The organism is Floccifex sp. (assembly GCF_051873495.1).
Lineage (GTDB): Bacteria > Bacillota_I > Bacilli_A > Erysipelotrichales > Erysipelotrichaceae > Floccifex.
The window spans coordinates 20,912-27,006 of record NZ_JBJEEX010000119.1 but is presented as its reverse complement, the minus strand read 5'-3'; the positions used below and the strand labels follow the sequence as shown (position 1 = coordinate 27,006).

The 6,095-nt window shown below is 27.4% G+C and carries 9 protein-coding genes; 6 read left to right on the top strand and 3 right to left on the bottom strand.

The window, feature by feature from the left end:
* Positions 1 to 356: 356 nt before the first annotated feature.
* The 3 genes from ACI313_RS07605 to ACI313_RS07595 all read right to left on the bottom strand — a co-directional run bounded on the left by ACI313_RS07605 (position 357) and on the right by ACI313_RS07595 (position 2,404).
* Positions 357 to 716, bottom strand: coding sequence for a hypothetical protein (locus ACI313_RS07605; protein WP_320607775.1), 360 nt, complete (start codon positions 714 to 716; stop codon positions 357 to 359).
* A 4-nt stretch (positions 717 to 720) separates the two neighbouring features.
* Complete coding sequence (locus tag ACI313_RS07600) at positions 721 to 1,242, bottom strand: hypothetical protein (RefSeq protein ID WP_439755669.1); 522 nt, start codon at positions 1,240 to 1,242, stop codon at positions 721 to 723.
* A gap of 811 nt (positions 1,243 to 2,053) precedes the next feature.
* Positions 2,054 to 2,404, bottom strand: a complete 351-nt coding sequence (locus ACI313_RS07595) for a hypothetical protein (protein ID WP_320607773.1) — start codon at positions 2,402 to 2,404, stop codon at positions 2,054 to 2,056.
* A gap of 579 nt (positions 2,405 to 2,983) precedes the next feature.
* Here ACI313_RS07595 and ACI313_RS07590 point away from each other — a divergent pair.
* From ACI313_RS07590 to ACI313_RS07565, 6 genes are all read left to right on the top strand, one after another.
* Positions 2,984 to 3,376, top strand: coding sequence for a TOTE conflict system archaeo-eukaryotic primase domain-containing protein (locus tag ACI313_RS07590; protein ID WP_407066604.1), 393 nt, complete (start codon positions 2,984 to 2,986; stop codon positions 3,374 to 3,376).
* Between the two features lie 40 nt (positions 3,377 to 3,416).
* Positions 3,417 to 3,635, top strand: a complete 219-nt coding sequence (locus ACI313_RS07585) for a hypothetical protein (RefSeq protein WP_320607770.1) — start codon at positions 3,417 to 3,419, stop codon at positions 3,633 to 3,635.
* Positions 3,616 to 3,942 carry a multidrug transporter gene (locus ACI313_RS07580; protein WP_320607769.1) on the top strand — a complete coding sequence of 109 codons (327 nt, stop codon included), beginning with the start codon at positions 3,616 to 3,618 and terminating at the stop codon, positions 3,940 to 3,942. Before ACI313_RS07585 ends, ACI313_RS07580 begins: the two co-directional genes overlap by 20 nt.
* 332 nt (positions 3,943 to 4,274) lie before the next feature.
* Positions 4,275 to 4,784, top strand: coding sequence for a hypothetical protein (locus ACI313_RS07575; RefSeq protein ID WP_320607768.1), 510 nt, complete (start codon positions 4,275 to 4,277; stop codon positions 4,782 to 4,784).
* Between the two features lie 618 nt (positions 4,785 to 5,402).
* Positions 5,403 to 5,621 carry a hypothetical protein gene (locus tag ACI313_RS07570; RefSeq protein WP_320607767.1) on the top strand — a complete coding sequence of 73 codons (219 nt, stop codon included), beginning with the start codon at positions 5,403 to 5,405 and terminating at the stop codon, positions 5,619 to 5,621.
* 5 nt (positions 5,622 to 5,626) lie between these two features.
* Positions 5,627 to 6,091: a hypothetical protein gene (locus tag ACI313_RS07565; RefSeq protein WP_320607766.1), complete on the top strand. Its 465-nt coding sequence runs from the start codon at positions 5,627 to 5,629 to the stop codon at positions 6,089 to 6,091.
* Positions 6,092 to 6,095 lie beyond the last annotated feature (4 nt).

Sequence of the window (6,095 nt, the reverse complement as noted above, 5' to 3'; positions counted from 1 at the left end):
AAAAGTTCACCCTAAAAGTTTTTGGATAAACCCCAAAAGATTTTGGTTACCCTAAGTCTTTAGCTTATGGGTAGTTCACATAATCAAAAATAAAGATAATAATAAAACTAAAAAAGAGAATTTGAAATAGATGAGAAGAATCATTTTATAGTTGCCTTTGATTTAAAACAATCAGCTGTTGATATTTATGTAGGCTCTGATTCACACTTCATTTCAGAAGCGTATTTCAGATTTTTTTATCAAAACCTCAATTATCCCCCTCGGTTTACTTTGGAAAAATCGGATCCTGGTTAATGACCTCCATTTAACTTTGGTTACCCTATCCAAATTCAAAAGTTTACTTTATAACTACCATTTTAAGTTATAATTTCATCTATTAACTTTTTAATTTCTTCAGCATTTTTTCTATCTTTTTTATGATAATCAGTATTATTTCTTGTCTTCTGTTTTGATGTATAAATTGCTAAAACAGAACCATTTTTATTAATTATCTTTACACCTACATAGAAAGCTTTTTCTGTTAATAAGCCAAGAGGTAAAGGACCTGTTTTAACTATTACAGAAAATGGTTCCGTTTTTCCTTTATACTTAGCATCCTCATTCAAAACAAAGCATTCTTTTATATTATCAAAAGGATATTCTCCTTTTGTTCCATTTATGATTCTAATTATTCTTTTATCATAATCAAATTGTACATATTCACTTAATTTTTCCATTTTTTTATTCCTCCACCAATGGCGGTATATCTAGTATTTCGATATCATATGGTTCACTTTCAACAACAGAAGATAATACCACTCCATTCTGATTCAAAGAATACGGTCTAGCATCTCCAACGTTTGCAACTACATCAAATACAATAGTATAATCTACTTTATCAGTATAATAACCATATACAGTTCTAGTTACAGTAACAACATAGGTAGCTTTTCTACCAGAAAATGATTTACTTTTTTGAGATGGTGTAAATGAAGCAGATAATGTAGGATAACTAGTAGAGGAACTTGTTGTTGAAAATTCTAAATCAGATATCTGTGTTATATTATTGGTAGAATCATTATGCGATATAACAGCATAGACCACAACACTATATGTATAGTTATAAGCACTCCAAACTTGAAATTTTTCATTTCTAATCACTGTACTATTAGTATAAATGTTTCTTGCTGCATAGGTAGGGACAGCAAACAAAAATGAAAACATTGCAAATATACATATAAATTTTTTCACTTTCTTTTTCATATTATTTTTTCCTTCTAGCCATTTTATTAAAATATCTATAATAGATAAAATGTCCCAAAATACTTATTATAGATATATAAAATCACTTCTCATCTCAATCAAGCTCCTTTCACTATTTACTAATTTCATATTACAAAGAATACATCTATAATAACAGTCTCCTAAAAATATTTTTTATATAGTATAATAAATATTGTTAAAGAAAACATACGTCTTAATTTATTAAACTCATATTAATTTTTTGCATTTTCATCCAAAAATGTATAAAAGCACTTATCTAAGGACGGATAATCAAATTTAACCGGGGTTGAACCATCGACCTCGGTTTTTCATCATATTTTCACGAGACAAGTGGTTATTATTTGATAATGCATCTCTATTTAGTGTTCTTACAATACATCCAATTTATTCAATAATAGAATCTTGCAGATTGAATAATACAATTTCATACGCCAAAAAAGCTCTGATTCACACTTCACTTGAAGTGTATTTCAGAGCTGGTTTTTTTTAAAATCATAGTTAACTTTGGAACCCTTTATTTTTTAAATACTTTAATAATATAAATAACATATAAAATCAAAATAACAACATAAATTAAATAATTAAACCAATATACATTATTAAGACTATGTGTTAAAAATACTTGAGCATAAACAATGATATAAATGAATGAGATTACATTTAAAATCACAATATAAATTACTTTAGCTTTATTATAAGATGCCTTTACAAATAGATCACATAACCTTGAGATTATAAAAGCTGCTACAAGCAAATTTTGAATATAAAATGATGAAGTCATGTGGCTTACTTATATAATTCTTTTATCAATTTTATTTTTTATTTTTTGAGCAATTTCACGATCTTTTTTATACATATCTGTATTCACGTAACACTTCTTCTCTGATACATAGATAGCTTTAATCGATCCATCTTTTAAAGTGATTTTTAAACCAACATATAAACCAGGTTCTCCAAACATTGAATAAAACGTCGTTCCACCCAATACTTGATGAACAAAAGGAGTTCCTTTTCCCTTAAAAGAAGCATCTTCATTTAATACCGATACTTTTTCAATGTCTTCATATTTGATTGTAGATTCGGTTCCATTTAAGATATGAAGTTCTGAATTATTATCATCAAATTCTACATAGCGATTCATAGTTTTCCTCCTTTCTAAAATGATAATGTTATCTTTAATTTCATTATAAAGAACATTGTTTTTTTTAACACTTGTTTTATTGTTTTTAACTATTGTAAAAATAAATGACAATTCATAGGTGTATCTGCCTGATGTTAGTTGAAGGATACTTATGTGATTGGTGTTGAAGTAGATTAAAGAGTACTGGATGAAATTAAGAAAGTTTAAAAATAAACGCAAGTAATGAATTATTGTGATTATTCATAAAACGATGTATATAAATTATTGAGTAATATAAAAAACATTTTATTTATTATTGTTTATAAGCAATAAGTGGTTAATAATGGAGTTGATAGCAAGGAAAAATATGAGAGATCCAATTGAAAATATAAATCGCTTACAAGAACAGTTAAATGACCTACAACTAGAAAATCAAATATTAAAAAATATTTTGGATAATGCGGGTATTAGTTATAGAAAAGAAATAATAAGTTTTCGTGCATCGGAAGAATTGTGTGACTTTGATATAAATCAAGGAAAGAGAATACAATTTCCTCCTGAAATCAGTGATAAAATGGCAGTTATGTTTTATTCTCGGTTCTGGGGAAGACAAGACGTATATGCAAAAAGAAGTGTAAAAAAGATACGGGAGAAGTTAGCTACTTTCCACAATGCAATAATTTTTGGTCTGAAAATTGCTGCAGAAAGAAAAAGCAGAATATTAGTTGTAATGAATGTAAATTTAGGTCATATAAAAAATTAACTAAAGAAGATATTATAAAACATCTTCGTGGTTTATCATATAATGAATCTGATGTAATTGGTGTATATCCTTTATTGGCAGATGGAACATGTAGATTTTTAGTGTTTGATTTTGATAACCATGAAAAAGGTTCAGAAAAAAATGATTATGTAAATAATGATGATACATGGATTGAAGAAGTAGAAGCAATGCGAAAGATTTGTGTACTAATGGGAACAAAATTTATATAATTTTGGTGATACGGTTTTTTGGATACAATTACATGAACAAATGCATCGTGCTGGTTTTTATGTAAAAACAGTGGAAGATACGTGTAAACGTTTCGCTATCATTGATCAGAACATTGTTTGGTATGGAAGTATAAACCTCTTAGCAAAAAGTAATGTAGAAGATAGTATGATGCGAGTGCAAAGTTCAGAAATAGCAATGGAATTAATGGAATTAACTTTCGGAAAGGAGATGCAAGAAGATGCAAATAAAAGAAAGTGATTGGAAGAAATTTAGGAAGAAGATAGCAAATTGGCAAGAACGCTACATGGAACGATTAACAGAAGAATATGTCCAAATTTTGCAAAGTGATAAACCGGCCTCCGCTAAATTTTGGGAACTTGAAAAACGTATAAAAAAAGATAAGAAATCCCCTGGAGTATTGATCGAAATGCGACGTTCTACGGCAATAGAAAATATTGTGATTCTAGTATTGGATGGAGTAATAACATTGGATGAATTAAATGATTTTAGTGATGATTTGCAAGAAACGGTAAAATCTCTATTGGAAATATATAAAAATATATAGATGTAATATAACCGTGAAATAGGCGCAGGTTCAAGTTGACCTGCGTCTTATCGTCTTCATATTTTAAAATTTTGGAATAGGAAAAGATTTATAACAGAATACTGCTTCAGATTATAGAAATAAATGTTGGCAAGTGCTAAATTTGTCTAGATAAATATTCTTGTCATGGAATAATTCCTAATACCTTATAGAATTAGTATATCAAATATAGTGATTTAATATAAGCCTTATATTTTTGTTTTACTCTTGTATAATAAAAATAAAGATAGAGATATATCGTTAGTAAAAAGAAAGAATATGGTTACTATGGTAAACGATAAGGTGGTGTTAATATGAAAAAAAATTTAGCCATTTGTCTTTCAATATGTACGAGTCTTGGATTAATAATGATATTTCCTTCGGAATTACAGGCGAAAGAAATAGAAATTCCTGTTAGTCTTGCCTATTCAAATCCATATCCAGAGCACGATTGGATAAATTTAGGCACTATAAAGTTGGATCCAGTTCAGGTGAATTCTGCTGTAGGTGTCAGAGATGCTGTGTACGAAGTTCTTTCTAAATTTGTTGGGGTATATGGCGGCATCATTAATGATGTAATTATAAATGCTATAAAAAATACTTTTGGAAGTAAACAAACATATACTTTTTATATTAAATTGACTCAGTATGTTTCTACTGATTACATGTGGCATTACTATACTTATACGTGTTACTCAGATTCAGCATGTACTAAACCTATCGCTACTTATACGTCAACTAAATGGCAAGATAGATATACTAAACGACAAGTTGAAGAACTTCAGGAATTTTTAAAGAATAGGATGCTTTATGAAAAATATTAACCCTGAATTTAAAAAGAAATTGAAAAGCATTGGTGCAATTTGGATAATTTGGATAGTTCTTAATATAACCATTAGAAATATCATACTTATAATAAAAACTTGGGACGATATATCTATACCAATAACCGTGACATTCTTAATACTTTTACCTGATTTCATTAGGGCTTTACGAAAAAAGATTGATAAAAGGAAAGATAATTAAATTGCTGATCAAATATAATTCAAAAAAATTGATAATAACACTAGACTAAATGAAATAAGAAGTTTTATTTAGTCTTTTTGGGGCTTTAAAAAATCCTGTGGTCAAGCTTTAACACAAAGTGTGGTTGGCCTTTAACAGAATGTGTGGTCATGCTGTAACAAATTGTATGTATGAGGCTTGTTTTTACGACAAACCTTTTTCTAATACTAATGTTTGTATATTGATTCTTAAAAATTGCTTTCTATTGTTACTTTATTAATTTATGGGATGTTATTTTGTGTTGATTATTAAGTAAAATATAACGTTTTAAAAGCTATTATTAGCAATGTAACTTTTAATAAAAGATGTTGAAAAAAATATACAATTATTATATTCTGTAATTAGAAGAACTCTCAAAAAAAGAAAGGATAATAAAAATGAAAAAGAATAATATGTTTATAGAAACACTTTTAATTGTGATTTCTTTAGTTATTGCCATTGTTAGTTTTGTTTTATTTTTGATGAACAAGATTGATCAAAATACAATGTATATCATTTGTGGTATTGCAATTGTTTGTGTATTGGTTCTCCTCTATTTCAAAAATCGTAAGATCAATCGCTATGATGGAAGATTTAAAGATACATATGGGCAATAAGTAATATGAAAAAGATTATTGTATTGTTTTTTATGATTTTACTTTTTGGTTGTTATCATAATACTGAAGTAGGTAATATTTATTTAGATGATAATGTTGAAATAAATGAATTAACAAATAATACAATCGTTTATTCATGTGAAATTCAAGAAGATTTATATAATCGTGTTGAAATAATAATTAAAAATAATAATCAGGTAGAAAAAAGAAAGTTTGAATTGGCATCTGATATAGATTCTTTCAATATTGCCTTTGATTTAAACGATAATAGAGTGGATATATATGTTGGAACGGATGATTTGAATACTTATGGAGAGTTATTTACTTTACCAAGTAGTGAATATGAATTTGAATCAATTAATCATGATAAGATTTATGATTTAGGAAGTTCAACTGATGAAATTAAACTCGTTTCTTTAAAATCCGAGGACTTTCAATATGATTTATCAATGCGATTGTTTTATGAATAATTAA